Source organism: Pseudomonas sp. R4-15 (genome assembly GCF_055768815.1).
In genome coordinates this window covers 3,869,440-3,883,153 of the sequence record NZ_CM147293.1, presented here as the reverse complement: position 1 = coordinate 3,883,153, position 13,714 = coordinate 3,869,440, and the positions used below count along the sequence as shown (strand labels likewise).

The 13,714-nt window shown below is 66.7% G+C and carries 17 protein-coding genes; 16 read left to right on the top strand and 1 reads right to left on the bottom strand.

The window, feature by feature from the left end:
* Window positions 1–71: 71 nt before the first annotated feature.
* Window positions 72–773, bottom strand: a complete 702-nt coding sequence (locus ACYRGX_RS18730) for a S24 family peptidase (protein ID WP_473053947.1) — start codon at window positions 771–773, stop codon at window positions 72–74.
* A gap of 152 nt (window positions 774–925) precedes the next feature.
* On the opposite strand from ACYRGX_RS18730, the gene ACYRGX_RS18725 reads away from it, so the two are divergent.
* From ACYRGX_RS18725 to ACYRGX_RS18650, 16 genes are all read left to right on the top strand, one after another.
* Window positions 926–1,186: a YdaS family helix-turn-helix protein gene (locus ACYRGX_RS18725; protein WP_473053946.1), complete on the top strand. Its 261-nt coding sequence runs from the start codon at window positions 926–928 to the stop codon at window positions 1,184–1,186.
* 302 nt (window positions 1,187–1,488) lie between these two features.
* Window positions 1,489–2,019 carry a phage regulatory CII family protein gene (locus ACYRGX_RS18720; RefSeq protein WP_473053945.1) on the top strand — a complete coding sequence of 177 codons (531 nt, stop codon included), beginning with the start codon at window positions 1,489–1,491 and terminating at the stop codon, window positions 2,017–2,019.
* Window positions 2,009–2,218 carry a TraR/DksA C4-type zinc finger protein gene (locus ACYRGX_RS18715; RefSeq protein WP_473053944.1) on the top strand — a complete coding sequence of 70 codons (210 nt, stop codon included), beginning with the start codon at window positions 2,009–2,011 and terminating at the stop codon, window positions 2,216–2,218. The genes ACYRGX_RS18720 and ACYRGX_RS18715 overlap by 11 nt, the downstream gene beginning before the upstream one ends.
* A complete protein-coding gene (locus tag ACYRGX_RS18710; RefSeq protein WP_473053943.1) occupies window positions 2,215–2,415 on the top strand; it encodes a hypothetical protein in 201 nt (66 codons plus the stop codon). The genes ACYRGX_RS18715 and ACYRGX_RS18710 overlap by 4 nt, the downstream gene beginning before the upstream one ends.
* A gap of 4 nt (window positions 2,416–2,419) precedes the next feature.
* On the top strand, window positions 2,420–2,809 hold the full coding sequence (locus ACYRGX_RS18705; RefSeq protein WP_473053942.1) for a hypothetical protein: 390 nt from the start codon (window positions 2,420–2,422) through the stop codon (window positions 2,807–2,809).
* Window positions 2,809–5,034 carry a virulence-associated E family protein gene (locus ACYRGX_RS18700; RefSeq protein ID WP_473053941.1) on the top strand — a complete coding sequence of 742 codons (2,226 nt, stop codon included), beginning with the start codon at window positions 2,809–2,811 and terminating at the stop codon, window positions 5,032–5,034. Before ACYRGX_RS18705 ends, ACYRGX_RS18700 begins: the two co-directional genes overlap by 1 nt.
* The gene (locus ACYRGX_RS18695) at window positions 5,031–5,405 is read left to right on the top strand and encodes a PA0613 family protein (RefSeq protein ID WP_473053940.1); all 375 of its coding nucleotides are present in this window, start codon (window positions 5,031–5,033) and stop codon (window positions 5,403–5,405) included. Before ACYRGX_RS18700 ends, ACYRGX_RS18695 begins: the two co-directional genes overlap by 4 nt.
* Before the next feature lie 570 nt (window positions 5,406–5,975).
* Entirely contained in the window at window positions 5,976–6,335 is a 360-nt protein-coding gene (locus tag ACYRGX_RS18690; protein WP_473053939.1) for a putative holin, read from the top strand.
* Window positions 6,328–6,645 (top strand): phage holin family protein, encoded by a 318-nt coding sequence (locus ACYRGX_RS18685; protein ID WP_473053938.1) that lies wholly within the window; start codon window positions 6,328–6,330, stop codon window positions 6,643–6,645. Before ACYRGX_RS18690 ends, ACYRGX_RS18685 begins: the two co-directional genes overlap by 8 nt.
* Before the next feature lie 2 nt (window positions 6,646–6,647).
* Window positions 6,648–7,418 (top strand): hypothetical protein, encoded by a 771-nt coding sequence (locus ACYRGX_RS18680; protein WP_473053937.1) that lies wholly within the window; start codon window positions 6,648–6,650, stop codon window positions 7,416–7,418.
* Between the two features lie 162 nt (window positions 7,419–7,580).
* On the top strand, window positions 7,581–8,162 hold the full coding sequence (locus ACYRGX_RS18675) for a terminase small subunit (RefSeq protein WP_473053936.1): 582 nt from the start codon (window positions 7,581–7,583) through the stop codon (window positions 8,160–8,162).
* Between the two features lie 2 nt (window positions 8,163–8,164).
* A complete protein-coding gene (locus tag ACYRGX_RS18670) occupies window positions 8,165–10,141 on the top strand; it encodes a phage terminase large subunit family protein (RefSeq protein ID WP_473053935.1) in 1,977 nt (658 codons plus the stop codon).
* A 10-nt stretch (window positions 10,142–10,151) separates the two neighbouring features.
* On the top strand, window positions 10,152–10,373 hold the full coding sequence (locus ACYRGX_RS18665; RefSeq protein ID WP_473052878.1) for a hypothetical protein: 222 nt from the start codon (window positions 10,152–10,154) through the stop codon (window positions 10,371–10,373).
* The gene (locus ACYRGX_RS18660) at window positions 10,370–11,833 is read left to right on the top strand and encodes a phage portal protein (protein WP_473053934.1); all 1,464 of its coding nucleotides are present in this window, start codon (window positions 10,370–10,372) and stop codon (window positions 11,831–11,833) included. The genes ACYRGX_RS18665 and ACYRGX_RS18660 overlap by 4 nt, the downstream gene beginning before the upstream one ends.
* Window positions 11,830–13,038: a head maturation protease, ClpP-related gene (locus ACYRGX_RS18655; protein WP_473053933.1), complete on the top strand. Its 1,209-nt coding sequence runs from the start codon at window positions 11,830–11,832 to the stop codon at window positions 13,036–13,038. The genes ACYRGX_RS18660 and ACYRGX_RS18655 overlap by 4 nt, the downstream gene beginning before the upstream one ends.
* Window positions 13,035–13,670: a head decoration protein gene (locus tag ACYRGX_RS18650; RefSeq protein ID WP_473053932.1), complete on the top strand. Its 636-nt coding sequence runs from the start codon at window positions 13,035–13,037 to the stop codon at window positions 13,668–13,670. Before ACYRGX_RS18655 ends, ACYRGX_RS18650 begins: the two co-directional genes overlap by 4 nt.
* Window positions 13,671–13,714 lie beyond the last annotated feature (44 nt).

Below are 13,714 nucleotides of genomic sequence, written 5' to 3'. Positions count from 1 at the left end.
GGTGGAGAGACGAGGCAATAAAACACCATGTTTGATTGGCGGTCAATACGTTTTGTTTGGTTGTTGTTTGGTTAGATCAGGGGAGGCGCGTTGGCGGCCCGGATAGTAGACCACCAGAAAACGCGACCGAGCACCCGCACCTGTTGAGCGATGAGCGTATCGAAATCGAGATTCTCATCGGGATACTCGGCTTCGTTATAGCTGTGCAGCCGAAGCCCGCCGCCAGGCAGCCGGTACAGGAACTTCACACGCAGCAGCCCATCGTGGTCGATTGCGTAGAGCTCGCCGTCGACGATGCGGGTGTACCCTTTGTCCACGCCAATCGTGGCTTTGTGCAGGATTAACGGGTGGTTGCTGTTGCCTGTGTTGGTCGCGAACGCTGCGTTTGCGGGGTCCACACCGCAGGATCGGATAGTAGAGAGCGAGAACCGCAGTTTGCGGTCGGTTGTTTCTTCGACAGTTGTCCGGCCGATGCCGGATGCCAGTTCGACTTCCTTGAACAATGGCAACTCCACTTCGTCGTCATCCAATGGCGTCGAGTCGTCCCACGGGGTGAGCGGCTCGAGTTGGTACGGGGCGGTACCGTCCGATATTCGCAGCCCGTGTCTCATCGGGCCGCTTTCTCGCTCCAGCCATTCTCTGCGGATGCCGAGCGCATCCGCGACGTTCTGCATCATGCGGGCCGGAACGCCCCGTTTGCGCCAGTTCGTGATGTTCTGCTCGTTCGTGAGGCCTAGGCGCGCAGTCAGTTCAACGCCGGAGACGTTGAGCACTTTTAGAGCGTGGGAGAGGCGTGCTCCGGAGGGATGTGGCGCCTGGGATGTTTGGTTTTCCATAAACAGGATGTTACAGCCCTTGCGCTTGATTGATAACAAACGTATCGTGTGCCTCGTGTTTGGTATTTCCCAACTCTGAGGACTGCACCATGACTGTTCCCCGCGCTACGCCGAGGATCTCGCCCGAGGCGCTCGACCGAGCCATCGCGACCGCGGGCTCGCCCACCAAGTTCGCGACCCTTCTCAAGACCAGCCCGCAGGTCGTCTTCAACTGGAGACGCCGAGGCGTGCCTGCTGAGCGAGTGCCGGATGTTGTCTTGGCGTGTGCCGGCGCAGTCCAGGGCTATGAGCTGCGGCCGGATCTGCCGGGCCTCTTCCCGCGCCCGGAGCAACTGCCCGCTGCTGCCTGAGTAGAAACCAGGCGGCCTAGGCCGCCTGGGGTGATGTAGCAGGGCGGGGGGAGCACACCACGTACCACCCCCGCCTGCCACATCCACCTGGGCCCGGAAGCCCAGGGTTGCCCGCCGTCTCCACCACAGATTGGGCGGGCTGTTGCGGCGGGGTTCCTGCGGAGCAGGGCCTCGCCACTGGATCGGTAGTCGGCATTTCCACCACAGAGCCGCCGGCTACCTCGTGACCACGCGAGTGACCACGGCACAACTCTATCACCGGAGTGTGCCGAGGGCACTGGCAGACTCTGGGGAGTAATGCCATGAGCCGTCGTGCTCTGAGTTGCCTTGAACGCGCCGCGCGGGAGATTTTGCCGCTGGGCCTTTCGCTGTACCACGCCTGCCGGGACTACCCCGGCGGAGCCGCCGCCATCGCCGCTCTCTACGGGCGTAATCCCACCACGCTGCAGCACAAGGTCAGCCCGACCATGCCCAGTCACCAGGTCAGCCCGGCCGAGCTGGAAGAGATCACCATCGCAACCCGCGACCCCCGCATCCTCGACAGCCTCATCGAGGCATTTGGTGATGCCGCCTGGGTGGATCTGCGCCCGGTGCGCGAGCAGTACGGCGCCCAGGGGCAAAGCCTGGCGGGCATCCTCGCGTGCGTCGGCACGACCCTGCGCAAGCAGTCGGGCCTGACCGATACCATCGCGCGCCACTTGGCTGATGACGGTCGCATCGACGCTGGCGAGCTGGCCGAGTGCAAGCTGCACGTCGCCCAGGCGCTGGGTGCGCTGCTGGCCCTCGAGTACGCGCTAGAGCACGACGCGGAGGAACTCGCCAATGGCCGATAGCATCGACATCGCCAACGACGTGGCCCAGGAGCGGCTGGATTACCTGCTCGCCGGTCGGCGCCAAGCGCCGGTGCTGCCCTCTGCACTTGAATGCGAGCACTGCGGCGCGGCCATCCCCGAGGCCCGGCGCTTGGCGGTACCGGGTTGCTGCCTGTGCATCGACTGCCAGACGCTGGATGAAGGGAGGGCGCGGCGATGATCAACACGCACACGCTGGACCAGGCCATCATCGAGGCGGCCCGTTTTCTCAAGGCCGCAAAGCACCTACGTCTCGTGCGTAAGGCTGGCGGACGGTTCGAGGATGACGTCTATTCGGAGGTCGCCGCCCATTCGGCCGCGCTGCGCTCGAGCATGGACCTGACCCGCAAACTCGCCGATCTGCGGCAGGGGAGGTAGGGCGATGGCAGAGCACAACGAAATGCCGGTGTGGATCGACAAGGCCACTGGCAACGCTGCCGTGGCTTGCTATATGCGCGCGACAGCGGATGGGGAGCTGGTGTTCGACGAGGACTGCGTTTGCGAGGATGCGGTATATCCCAACTTCGATGGCGACGAGACGATCAGCCTGCCGATGGTCCGCGAGCTGGATCATCTGGCGGTCATGGGGCGGGTCCGCAACGAGGTTGGGGTGTTGGTCAGGGCATTGGAGCAAGCTCGCCAGGTCATCGTCAGTGCCTTGCAGACTAGTGCACCTGACTGGTTTGACACTGACGAAAAAGTCTCCGGGCACCACACCATCAAGAAGATCGACGCAGCCCTGAGCGGCTACCGAGCCAAGGGGGGTGAGTGATGGCTGACCACTCCCTGGACGACGTCCTGGAACAACTCCAGGCCTATGGCCTCCAGCCCTTCGGCAAGCGCAACCCGACATGGGTGTTCGGCAAGCTGACCCGCTGCCGCACTGAGCAGGATCGCAAGGGCGAGGCGACGGGCTGGTACGTGCTGCACGAGTACCGCACTGAGAAGGGCGACACGCTGTATTTCGGCGCCTACGGCGACTGGCGCTCGGGCGAGACGCACAAGCTCAAGCTGGCCGGCGTGAAGATGACCGCCGAGGAACGCGAGGTGATGCGCGCCCGGCAGGAAGAGGCCAAGCGCAAGGCGGCCGAGCGCGCGGAACACGCTGCGCGGACGGCGGCCAATCGTGCGCGGAGGACTTGGGAGCGCATGGCGGAGCGGGGCCGCAGCGCATACCTGGACCGCAAGCAGATCGTCGGGGCCTCGGTGCGCTACGCGACGCGCAGCGGGGCAATCGCGGTGCCGATGCGCACGCCGAAGGGCATCGTCGGCCTGCAGATCATCTACCCCGAGAAACAGGCGGACACCGGGCGGGATAAGGCCTACTGGCCTTACGGGATGAGCAAAGAGGGCGCCTATTGCCTGATCGGCCAAGACCCGGAGCCGGGCGAGCCTATCCTGGTGGTCGAGGGGTACGCGACCGGCGTCAGCGTGCATATGGCGACGAGCCTGACGGTGGTCGTTGCGTTCGACGCCGGCAACCTGCTGCCGGTTGCCAAGGCCATGCGTGTGTTGTTTCCGGCTCGGCCGCTGATCTTTTGCGCGGACGATGACTGGAAAACAACGCGCCAAGACGGTACGCCCTGGAACCCAGGCGTGGAGAAGGCCAGCAATGCGGCGACGATCACTGGCGGCCAGGTCGTGCAGCCGGTGTTCTACGGCGAGCGCGAGGACGGCTGGACCGATTTCAACGACCTGCACTGTGCGGAGGGGCTAGACGCGGTGCGCCGCCAGGTGCTGGCGGTTGTTGCGCCGCCGGCGGACGGCACTTGGCGCGAGCGGCTCTATCGCACCAGTAACGGAGCGCTCGTCGCACACATGATCAACGTGTCGCTGATCCTCGGCTGCGATGAGCGCTGGGCCGGTGTGCTGGCGTTCGACCAGTTCTCCGGCAAAACACTCAAATTGCGCACCCCGCCGTATGGCGGCGAGGCTGGGGAGTGGACCGATATCGACGACCTGCTGACCACGGAATGGCTCGCGCAGCAGTTCGGGCTGCTGGCCAAGAGCAGCGTGGTACTGGAGGGCGTGAGCGTCACGGCGAAGAAGAACGCGTTCCACCCGGTGCGACGCTATCTGGAGTCGCTGCAATGGGATGGGCAGCATCGGCTCGCCGACTGGCTACCGCTGTGCCTGGGCGTGCCGCCCTCGGCCTACGCGCGCACGGTGTCCAAGCGCTGGCTGATCGGCGCGGTGGCGCGGGTGATGCAGCCGGGTGCGAAGGTCGACAACGTGCTGATCCTCGAAGGCCTGCAGGGCGCGGGTAAGTCCACGGCGCTGAGCGTGCTCGGTGGCGAGTGGTTTATGGATACGCCCTTCACGCTGGGGGACAAAGAGGCGTACCAGATGATCCGGGGCAAGTGGATCATCGAGCTGGGCGAGCTGGATGCGTTCAACAAGGCGGAGTCGACCAAGGCCAAGCAGTTTTTCTCCGCCGCGGTGGACACCTTCCGCGAATCCTACGGGCGCAGGACGGCGGACGTGCCACGCCAGTGTGTTTTCGCGGGTACGACCAATCAGGAAGAGTACCTCAAGGATACGACCGGCAACCGGCGCTATTGGCCGGTGCGCTGCGGGAAGATCAACATGGACGCCCTGCGCGAGATGCGCGACCAACTGTGGGCCGAGGCGCTGTTCTGCTACCGCGCCGGCGAGCCCTGGTGGGTGCAGCCGCAAGAGCAGGATTGGTTCGAGGTCGAGCAGGACGCGCGCTATGCGGTGGACGCCTGGGAATTGCAGATCCTGCCGTTCCTCGAGGACTACGTGGGCGAGACGGTGACCACCGATATCATCCTCTCCCAGGCACTCAAGCTCGATTTCGGCCATTGGGGCAAACCGGAGCAGGGCCGGGTCGGTCACATCATGAACCGCCTTGGGTGGCGTCGGCGTCGTCTGCCGGCGGCGAAGAAGAGCGGACTGCGTCCGTGGGGGTACGCCCGGCCGGACAGTTGGCGAGCGCCCGTCGAGCCCGCGCAGCAGAAGGAGCCGGCGTTTTGATCCGGGCTATCGACGAGCTGTTCCATCGCTGGGCCGCTGAGCTGCACCCGCCGCATGGCGTCGAGGCCGCGAGGGGGCGCAGCGCGGTCGCGGTGCTGATGGACAGTAAGGGCGTGCTGATTCCGGGCACGGGCAACGATACGGGGCTGTGGTCGATGTCGGCTGAGATCGAGCTGATCGTCAACAAGCGCCTGCCGGCGGATCTCGCGTACCTGGCCCAGGTGCATTACACCGACTACGACAGCCCCGACTCGATGAAGTGGCAGCGCTGCGGCTTTGGAGGGCGGGCGACGTACTATCGGCGGCTGAATTTGCTGCATGCGTCGGTGTTCGAGCTGTTGAAGCAACGGCCACGGCGCAGGGCGGCGTGATGCGCGCGCAGCGGTCCCAGCGTCCCAATCTGGCCCGCCTCGGGAAACCGAGCGCGGGCCGCGTCGTTGTTGGGGTTGTCCCACTGTCCCACCCGTTCGACGCCCGCCCACGTGTACGCGCGTGCGCGCACGCGCGCTTTCGCGCGTTCTTCTTTTATTCCTCTTACATGCGTAGAGAAAGGGTAGGACAGGTGGGACAGTGGGACGGAGGCAGTAACGACGCGGGGTGTTTTGTCCCGCCTATGATGGTCGTCGTGGGGCGGGCTGGACAGGCGCCGGAGGCGCCGATATGCCGGGTAAGGGGTATTGTCCGGACGTTCGCGGGACGAAAGGGGGGATATTGAGGGGTGGCAGTAAAAAGCGTTCGCTGCCGTGAGAATCGGGTGGTACAAAGTCACTAATTTGAAATTGCTGCGCCACAGGGGGCAGCACACGAAACCGGCCACCGCGCCGGTTTTTTTATGGCCGCCGGGGCTCCCCAGCCGAAGCGGCCCAGGCCATGGACCGGCCTACCCATTGCGAGCCCGCCAACCGGCGGGCTCTTTCGTTTCTGCCGCGAGGGAGGTACTCATGAGCGAGCCCAGCGGCCTGGTCGTTGCGGGAGCGGCGGGGGTGACCCTGACCGGGTTCCTCGCCGGTATCAACGGCGAGGCAGCCACGGGTGCGCTATTCGGCGCCCTGGTCTACTTCACGACGACGCATGAGCTGCCGCGCTGGCAGCGGGCGCTGTTCTTCATGGTGTCGTTCTTCATGGGCTACCTGTTCGCCCCGGCCATTGTTGAGGCGGAGTTCTGGGGCTTCCGACCGTTCGCGTACCCCGGCCCGGCTGCGTTCGCTTCGGCCTGCCTGGTGGTAGGGGTTTCACTCGCAGCAATCAAACGGCGAGGACCGCCGGCCAATGCCAATTCGGCAGGAGGTCAGGATGGGTAGCCTGGTGCTTACTCAGGTCGTGTTCTGGATCTGCGTTGCGGTGTTCGTCCGGCTGTTCACGTTCCAGCGTGGCGGACTGCGCTTCAAGCGGACGATGTCCTGCCTAGCCGCCCTGACGATGGGCTGTGCCGGGGCTGGGATCATCTACATCCTGCAGGGCTCGCTGCTGTTGCCCGTTAAGGCCTGGCCCCTGGTGGTGCTGTTGGCGGTGTTCGCCGGCGGATTGATCCGCTCCGGCGGCAACCTGGCAGGCGTCATGCGCCAGGAGCCGCCACCGGGCTGGGATGGGGTCGATAGGCGGGAGCGCTAGCGATGCGGGCGCGTATCGATGCGAGCAATCTTGAAGACGCGGTCGCCAGCCTTGAGCGCTTCGGCAACGGCTTGGCCAACCGGGTGCTGGCTGATGCCCTGAACCACACGGCAAACCAAGCGCGCCATGCACTACGGGGCGAAATGCCCAGCGTGTTCGACCGGCCCACGCCGTTCACCCTGAATGCAATCCGCATCCTCAACGCCAAGCCGAACCGCTTGGAGGCAGCGGTGTGGGTGAAGGATGAGAAGGACGGAGCGAGCGCAGGCCAAGCCCCCGAGCAGTGGGTGGCGCCGCAGGTATTTAGCGGCGAACGGCCGTTGAAACGTTCCGAGGTGTTGTTCCGGGCCAGGAGCATTCTGCCCGCCGGTCGTTTCATCGTGCCGGCGAGGGATGCTCAGTTGGACCGCTACGGGAACATCAGTCGCGGGTTGATCGTGCAGATCCTTTCGGGCCTGGGCGTGTTCAATATGTCCGGGTATTCGATGAATGCGTCGAGCAGCAAGCGCTCGGAGAAGAAGGGCCATGCGAAGGCGTTCTTCGTCGTGCGTCGAGGCAAGACGCCTATCGGCATCGCCGAGCGACGAGGCAAGCAAGTGCGCATGGTGTTGGCGTTCGTTCGCCAGCCGCAATACCGACAGCGCCTGCCGTTCTACGACATCGTCCGCCGCATCGCGGAGAACGACGAGCAGCTCGAAACGAACATCGACAAGGCCGCCGCCGAAGCGCTGGCCGGCCGCACCCCGACCAGCTTCCGCCGTCGCACCCGCTAGGGGCTAGTGACGTGCCACACCAGACGGCCGGGGGCCCCTATGGCAAGGGAGCGGCACGGGTAATTCGAGCCGCGCTTTCGTGTTAGTGGCTGGGGCTGGAGGTTAGTTAACAGGGTGAACCGGGTTAACCCGGGCGAGAACAGTGGTTAACAGGGTGAAGTCATGACCGACATGAGCAAATCCGAGTACGCGGATAGCCGTGGCTGGTCCCGCCCGTACGTCTCGAAGCTGGTCAGGCTGGGCCGGGTGGTGCTCACCGCGGACGACCGCATCGATGTTGAGGCCACCGACCGGCTGCTGGCGGAGACCGCAGACCCGAGCAAGGCCGGCGTCGCCGATCGCCACCAGCGCGAGCGAGCCGAGAAGGGCGTGCACGCGCTGACCCTGCCGACGGCTCCAACTGCCGGAGCGCCGCCAGACACCTCCGGTGGGGCGCGCTACCAGAACGCACGGGCGCACCGTGAACACTACCTGGCGCTGCTGGCCGAGGACGAATTCCGCAAGGGGCGCGGCGAGCTGGTGGAGCGCGAAGCGGTGGATGCCGCGGCGTTCACCACCGCCCGCACCCTGCGCGACATCCTGCTGGGCCTGCCTGCCCAGGTTTCCGGTGAGCTGGTGGCGATCAGCGACCCCTGGCAGATGGAAAACCGACTGACCGAACTGCTGCGCCGCGCGCTGGCTGATGCCGCTGGGCTGATCCAGCTCGACGCCGCGCTGAGCCCTGACGACCAGGAACCGAACTAGCCATGCACGAGTATGCCGACGGTGCCGCTGCGTACCGCGCGGCATACCTCCGGGGCTTGGAGCCCGACCCCGAGCTGTGGATCGACCAGTGGGCCGACCAGTACCAGCGCATCCCGCGTGACAGCGGCGCCGCCGAGCCCGGCAAGTACCACACCGACCGCACGCCGTACGCCCGCGAGCCGCAGCGCTGCTTGTCGCCGCTGCACCCCTGCAAGCGCGTGGTCACCATGGTCGCTTCGCAGCTGATGAAGACGCAGATCGCGCTGAACTGGATCGGCGGCTGCATCCACATGGCGCCGGCCAACGTGCTGGCGCTGCTGCCGAGCCTGGGCCTGGCCAAGCGCGTCTCCAGCCGCATCGGCAAGAACATCGAAGCGGTGCCCGAACTACGCCAGCGGGTGGCCAAGCCCCGCTCGCGCGACGCCCGCAACACGATGGACACCAAGGAATTCGAAGGCGGGACGCTCTACTGCACCACCGCCGGCTCGGCCGCCAACTTGGCCGAACTGGCGGCGCGTTACATCTACGGTGACGAGGTTGACCGCTGGGATGTGGACGTCAACAGCGAGGGCGATCCCATCGAACTGGCAGAGGCGCGCGGCTCGACGTTTGGCCGCAAGGCGAAGTTCTACTTCTCCAGCTCGCCGACGCTCAAGGGCGCCTCGCGCATTGCCGACCTCTACGAGGCCAGCGACCAGCGCCGCTTCTACGTGCCCTGTCCGCACTGCGGCGAGTTCCAGGTGCTGGAGTGGGAAAACCTCGAATGGCTGCCCGACTACAGCATGGTCGACTACCGCTGCAGCAACCCGCAGTGCAACGCGCAGATCGAGGAGCACCACAAGACCGAAATGCTCCAGGCCGGCGAGTGGCGCGCCACCGCGCCCGGTGACGGCGAGACGGTGGGTTTCCACCTCAACGCGCTCTACTCGCCGCTGGGCTGGCTGAGCTGGGCCAGCTTGGCCAAGCAGTACGACAAGGCCAAGCGCGCCCTGGACCGCGGCGACAGCGAGCCCATGCAGGTGTTCTACAACACCCGCCTGGCGCTGGTCTGGGACGTGGCCCAGGAGATGACCAAGGCCAGCGAGCTCAAGGCCCGCGCCGAGGACTACCGCCTGGGCGACGTGCCTGCTGGCGCGTTGATCCTAACCGCGGCCGTGGACGTCCAGGGCAACCGCCTGGAGCTGCTGGTGATTGGCTGGGGCGACGGCCTGGAGCGCTGGGTCGTCGATTACCAGATCCTGGTCGGCGACCCGGCGGACGAACGCACCTGGCTGCTACTCGATGAGCACCTCAAGCACCGCTACCGGCATGCCTCGGGTGTCGAGCTGGCCATCTGCGCGGCAGCGATCGACTCTGGCGGCCACCACACCGACGAGGTCTACCAGTTCACCCGCCTGCGCCGCTGGCGCGGGGTGTTCGCGGTCAAGGGCGCGAGCAAGCCGGGCCGTCCGGTGCTCGCCCAGCGCCCGTCGAAGGTCGACGTGACGCGCAAGGGACAGACCGAGAAGCACGGCGCCGAGCTGTGGATCGTCGGCACCGACACGGCAAAGGACTGGATCTACAACCGCTACCCGTTCCCCGAAGGGCCGGGGGCGCTGCATTTCTCCAGCGACCTGCCGGACGAGTTCTACGACCAGGCCGTCGTCGAGCGCAAGGTCACGCGCTACGTCAAAGGCCACCGCCGCGTCGAGTGGGTCAAGGGCAAGGCCGAGCGAAACGAGGTCACCGACTTGCTGGTGTACAACCTCGCGGCCGCCCAGTTCCTGCAGTTGCACCGCTACCACGACGCGGAGTGGAGCAAGCTGCGGGCGAGCGTCAGCCAGGGCAGTTTGTTTGCCGAACAGCCCGCCCCCAGAACGGCCCCGGCCAAGTCGGAGGAAGCGGCCGACGCCTCGCCCGGTGCAGCCCCCACACCCGCCGCCACTGGCGCCGCGGCCCCTCGCCGGGTCTCGCGCAGTGGCTACCTGAAACGCCGATAGAGGCCACCCCATGGCAACTGCACAGCAACGCCTGGACGAGGTCCGGGCGGCGATCAAGGTCATCCTCGAAAAGGGCCAGCGCATCCGCAAGGGCGACCGGCAACTGGACCGCGCCGAGCTGGCGAGCCTGCGCATGCTGGAGGATCAATACGCCGCCCAGGCAGCGGTGGAGGCCAAGGCCACGCGTACCAATCTGGTCCGCTACTACAGCAAAGGGAAGGGCGCGCGATGAGCCGAACGACACGGGGCATTCCCGCGCGGCTGCGCAACAGCTACGACGGCGCCGGCCAGGGCCGCCGGCTCAAGGGCTGGGATGCGCCGGAAGCGGCACTCAATGCCGTGGCCATCCCGGCGTTGCCGACCTTGCGCAAGCGTTCCCGCGCCGCCGTGCGTAACGACCCCTACGCGGCCAGCGCCATCTCGCGGCGGGTCAGCAGCATCATTGGGACCGGCATTACGCCACGCCCACGCGTTGCAGACCCGGCGATTCGGGCGGCATTGACGCAGCTCTGGGAAGACTGGACCGACGAGTCCGACGCCGAAAATCTCACCGATTTCTACGGCCAGCAGGCGCTGATCGCGCGCATGGTGGAGGAGAGCGGCGAGTGCTTCGTGCGGCTGCGTTATCGCCGCGCCGAGGACGGCCTGTCGGTGCCTTTGCAACTCCAGGTGCTGGCCGCCGAGTTCGTCCCGCTCGACCGCAACTTCGTCACCCGGCGCGGCAACACCGTGCGGGCCGGCATCGAGTTCAACGCGGTCGGCCAGCGGGTGGCGTACTGGATGTACCGCACCCACCCCGGCGACCCGCGCGCCGCTGGCGCGACCTACAACGAACTCCACCGCATCCCCGCCGAGCAGGTGCTGCACATTTTCGAGCCGCTGGAGGGCGGCCAACTGCGCGGCGTTCCGCGCCTGGCGCCGGTGCTGCTGCGGCTGCGCTCGCTGGACAGCTACGACGACGCCGTGCTGTTCCGCCAGGAGGTGGCCAACCTGTTCGCCGGCTTCATCAAGAAACCAGCGGTGGAAGGCATTGGCGCGGTCGACCCCGCCACGGGCAAGCCCTTCGAGACGGACAGCGACGGCGCGCCGATGGTGGGCCTCGAGCCCGGCACTATGCAGGAACTGCTCGAGGGCGAAGAGGTGGAGTTCTCGGACCCGCCGGACGCCGGTAACACCTATGTCGACTTCATGCGGCAGCAGCTGCGTGCCGCTGCTGCGGGTGTCGAGCTGCCCTACGAACTGCTCACCGGCGATATGGGCGACATCAGCGACCGCGTGTTGCGTGTGCTGCTCAACGAGTTCCGCCGCCGCATCGAGCAGCTGCAATTCAGCGTCTACGTCCACCAGCTCTGTCGCCCGGTGCGCAATGCCTGGGTGGAGGTGGCCTGGCTCAGCGGCGCGATCGCACTGCCCGGCTACGAGCAGAACCGCCGCGAATACCAGCGCACCCGTTGGGTACCGCAGGGCTGGGCCTACATCCACCCCGTGCAGGACGTGCAAGGCAAATTGCTGGAAATCGGCGGCGGGCTCGCCAGCCGCAGCGAGCACGTGCTGCGCACCGGCTACGACGCCGAGCAGATCGACCAGGAAAACGCCGACGACAACGCCCGGGCTGCGCGCCTGGGGCTCGATTACACCACCGACACGGCCATCGCCACCGATGCGCCGGAGAACCGAGAGGAAACCCGATGATCAAGCACAAGCACCTGGCGCTGGCGCTCTCCATCGCCTTTGCCACGCCAGGCAGCGGCTGGGGTGACCAGCCGCGGATTCTCAACAAGGTCGCCGGTCTGCCGGAGGTGCAGGCCGAGCACTGGTACAGCATCCGCGCCCTGGGCGAGGAAGATGCCCGCAGCATCGAGGTCTTCATCTACGGCGAGATTGGTTTCTGGGGGCTCACCTCCGGCGACTTCATCCGTGACCTGCAGGCCCAGGACGATGGCGTCTCTCCGGTGTTGGTGCACTTCGACACCATCGGCGGCGACCTCTTCGATGGCATCGCCATCCACAACACCCTGCGCGCCCTCGGCGAGCGCTGCACGGCTCGCATCGACGGCGCCTGTTTCAGCGCTGGAAGCGTTGCCGCCTGCGGCGCGCACCGCGTCGAGATGGCCGACAACGCGCTGATGATGATCCACAACCCCTGGACCTGGATGGCCGGCGGTAGCGAAGAGCTGCGCAAGATGGCCGACATGATGGACAAGGCCCGCGAGGGGATCATCGCCAGCTACCAGCACCGGGCGCTGACCATCGACGACGCCGAGCTGGGCCGCCTTATCGACGAGGAAACCTGGCTCACGCCCGCCGAGGCGTTGGCGCATGGCTTCGTCGATGCCGTGTTGGGCGCTGGCGAGCCGCTGGCCCGCAACGCCGCCGTCGGCAAGATCCTCAACCGTTACCGCAACGCGCCGCCCGAGGCGCAGCGCTTTGTCGCCCAGGCGGACGAACCTCCAGCTCCGGAACCGGAAGACGATCCCGCGCCGGAGCCGGCCCCCGATCCAGAGCCGGTTGACACCGCCCAGCTCGCCGAGCAACTGGCGCGCGACTGCGCAGCGGCAGGCCTGGCCAACAGCGTGTCCGCGCTGATCCGCGCGAGCGGGCTCAAGAGCGCCGCCGCCGTGCAGGCCGCACTCGAGCGTGCCAAGGAGGTGAAGGCCGTGTGTGTCGCCGCGCGCCTGCCGAAGGAGGCCGACGCACTGATCGAGAAGGGCCTGGACGCCGCCGGCGCCCGTGCCGCGCTGTTCGACAAGCTGGTGGCCAACAGCGACCAGGTGCACATCGACAACCGCAACCCGGTGGACGATGGCCCGCAGAACACCGCTTACACCCCCCCGACGCCTGGCAATGTCTACGCTGCGCGCCGCAAACAAGCCTCGAAAGGAGGAAGCAACGCATGACCATCAAGACCGAAGGCGTCCACGCCGGGGAGTTCCTGCACTCCGAGGCGAACGGCACCCGCTCCCGGGCGGACGTAGTGATCAGCGCGGGCGCCGGGCGCCTGGCCGCCGGTACGCTGCTCGCCCTGATCACCGCCGCCAACGCGGCTACTGCCACCCCCGCGGCCGGCAACACCGGCGACGGTACCGTCACCGGCCTGACGGCCACCAGCGCTGCCAGCAGCGGCGACTACGTGGTGACCATCGACGAGGTCGAGGAGGGCGCCGCCGCATTCACCGTGCTGTCGGCGGACGAGCGCCAGATCGGTACCGGCGTCGTCGGCGAGCCGTTCGAGGCCGGTGGCCTGAGCTTCACCCTGGCGGCCGGCAGTACGGCCTTCGCTGAGGGCGACAGCTTCGTGCTCTCGGTACTGGCCAACCTGGGCGAGTACGTGGCCTACGACAACAGCGGCACCGACGATGGTCGCCGCACCGCCAGCGCGATTCTCTGGGCCCCGGTGGATGCCACCGAGGTGGACGTGCGCGCCGCTGCGGTGGTGCGTGACGCCGAGGTGATTGCCCGCCTGCTCACCGGCCTCGACGCCGAAGGCGAAGCCGACCTCGCCGCCCTGGGCATTGTCGTTCGCGACTGACCCGTAACCCCTCACGTTAACCCCAAGACCCCGCCGCCGCGGGG